The organism is Arthrobacter sp. HMWF013, from assembly GCF_003061105.1.
In the GTDB taxonomy this organism is placed as follows: Bacteria; Actinomycetota; Actinomycetes; order Actinomycetales; family Micrococcaceae; genus Arthrobacter.
This window is the reverse complement of sequence record NZ_QAIQ01000718.1, coordinates 112-2,405: the sequence shown is the minus strand read 5'-3', so window position 1 is coordinate 2,405 and position 2,294 is coordinate 112. Positions and strand designations below refer to the sequence as shown.

At 66.8% G+C, this 2,294-nt stretch carries 1 protein-coding gene and 1 riboswitch; the gene reads right to left on the bottom strand.

Features of this window, described 5'->3' with window-relative positions; all coding sequences use genetic code 11:
* Window positions 1-1,983: aminomethyl-transferring glycine dehydrogenase (gene gcvP / locus DBR22_RS23140; RefSeq protein ID WP_108600897.1), on the bottom strand; the 1,983-nt coding region annotated here is incomplete at its 3' end.
* Between the two features lie 160 nt (window positions 1,984-2,143).
* Window positions 2,144-2,241, bottom strand: a riboswitch (glycine riboswitch).
* Between the last annotated feature and the right edge of the window lie 53 nt (window positions 2,242-2,294).

The following is a 2,294-nucleotide window of genomic DNA, read 5'->3' as shown; positions in this document are numbered from 1 at the left end:
GTGTACGACGCCGACGTCCGGGAAGTCTGCGTCGTACACACCGTGGGTGGACGGGTAGGTGATCATGATGGCCGAGAGGACGTCCTTGTGGGTCTCGATCTTGGCCTGCAGGTCGGCGTGGTCGATGGTGCCGTCAGCGGCCGTGGCCACCACAACAACCTTCATGCCGGCCAGGACGGCGGAGGCGGCGTTGGTGCCGTGCGCCGAGGCCGGGATCAGGCAGACGTTGCGCTGCTGGTCTCCGCGGGAGTGGTGGTAGCCGCGGATCGCCAGCAGGCCCGCGAGTTCGCCCTGGGAGCCGGCGTTCGGCTGGATGGACACCTGGTCGTAGCCGGTGATCTCGGCGAGGTCGGCTTCGAGGCCGCTGATGAGTTCGCGCCAGCCCTCGGTCTGGGAGTCCGGGGCGAAGGGGTGGATGGAGGCGAACTCCGGCCAGGAGATGGCTTCCATTTCCGCGGTCGCGTTGAGCTTCATGGTGCAGGAGCCCAGCGGGATCATGGTGCGGTCCAGGGCCAGGTCCCGGTCCGAGAGCTTCCGGATGTAGCGGAGCAGCTGGGTTTCGGAGCGGTGCGTGTTGAAGACCGGGTGCTGCAGGTACTCGGAGGTGCGCAGTACCGATTCGGGCAGTTCGAAGCCCTGCGCTTCCACAACGGGACCGGCGCCAAAGGCGACGACCACCGCGGAGAGGACCTCCGGCGTCGTGGTTTCATCAACGGACACACCAACGGTGTCCGCGTCGATGAGGCGCAGGTTGATGCCCTGGGCTTCGGCGGCGGAGATGACCTTGGCGGCCTTGCCCGGCACGCGGACCGTGATGGTGTCGAAGAAGGAGTCGCTGACCAGTTCGCGGCCTGCCTTGGCCAGCGTGGCGGCGAGGGCGCGGGTGTTGTTGTGGACGGTTTCGGCGATTGCCTTCAGGCCGTCGGGGCCGTGGTAGACGGCGTAGAAGGAGGAGACGATGGCCAGCAGCGCCTGCGCGGTGCAGATGTTGGAGGTGGCCTTCTCGCGGCGGATGTGCTGCTCGCGGGTCTGGAGGGCCAGTCGGTAGGCGGGGACGCCGGCGTTGTCCTTGGAGACGCCCACGATGCGGCCGGGGAGGGTTCGCTCCATGCCTTCGCGGACGGCCATGTAGGCGGCGTGAGGACCGCCGAAGAACAGCGGCACGCCGAGGCGCTGGGTGGAGCCGACGGCGACGTCTGCGCCCTGCTCGCCGGGAGGGGTGATGAGGGTGAGGGCCAGGAGGTCGGCGGCGACGGTGACCAGGGCACCGCGTTCCTTGGCTTCTGCGATCACTGCGGACTGGTCCCAGACCCGGCCGGAGACGCCGGGCTGCTGGAGGACGATGCCGTTGATGTCGCCGTCGGGCAGTCCGTTGGAGAGGTTGGCGATTTCGACCTCGAAGCCGAGGGCTTCCGCGCGGCCCAGCACGATGGCGATCGTCTGCGGGAGGAGATCGGCGTCCAGGACGGTCTTGCCGTCCTTGGCGGTTTTGTTCTTGTTGGCGCGGCGCATCAGGAGCACTGCTTCGGCGACGGCGGTGGCTTCGTCCAGCAGGGAGGCGTTGGCTACCGGGAGGCCGGTGAGGTCCTGGACCATGGTCTGGAAGTTCAGCAGCGCCTCGAGGCGGCCCTGGGAGATTTCCGGCTGGTACGGGGTGTAGGCGGTGTACCAGGCGGGAGCCTCGAGGATGTTGCGGCGGATCACCGGCGGGGTCACGGTGTCGTAGTAGCCCTGGCCGATCATCTGCACGGCCATCTTGTTCTTGCCGGCGAGCTTGCGGAGTGCGGCGAGGACCTGGACTTCGCTGAGGGCGCTGTCCAGGCTGAGGGGGGATTCCTGGCGGATGGAGTCGGGAACGGCAACGTCCACGAGGCCGTCAACGGTGTCGTAGCCGACGGCTTTGAGCATGGTGTCGATGTCGGCCTGGCGGCGGGCACCGATATGCCGATCGGCAAAGGTGGTGGGGGACGACTGGACTGTCATGAAGGAACTCCATAATTCAGGTGGCGTGCTGGGTACGCCACATTGATTCGGGTTCCTCCCCGCTCTGTATTGGACCTGAGAGTTTCCGCCGCACCTGCTGTTCGCAGGGTGCTGCTTGCACCGTCGGTGAGCCCGTTGCCGGACTGCTTTCCAGAGTTGCCTAACCGCGGCGGTACGTGGGCCTGAGAGATTCCTGGGGAGGATTTGCTCCTACGGCGCCTGCTGAACGTACCGGCAGAACTCTCCCGCCGCAGATCAAAAGCATGCATCACGTCATCCGTGACACGCCTCACAGCTTAGCCGGGTTCCGG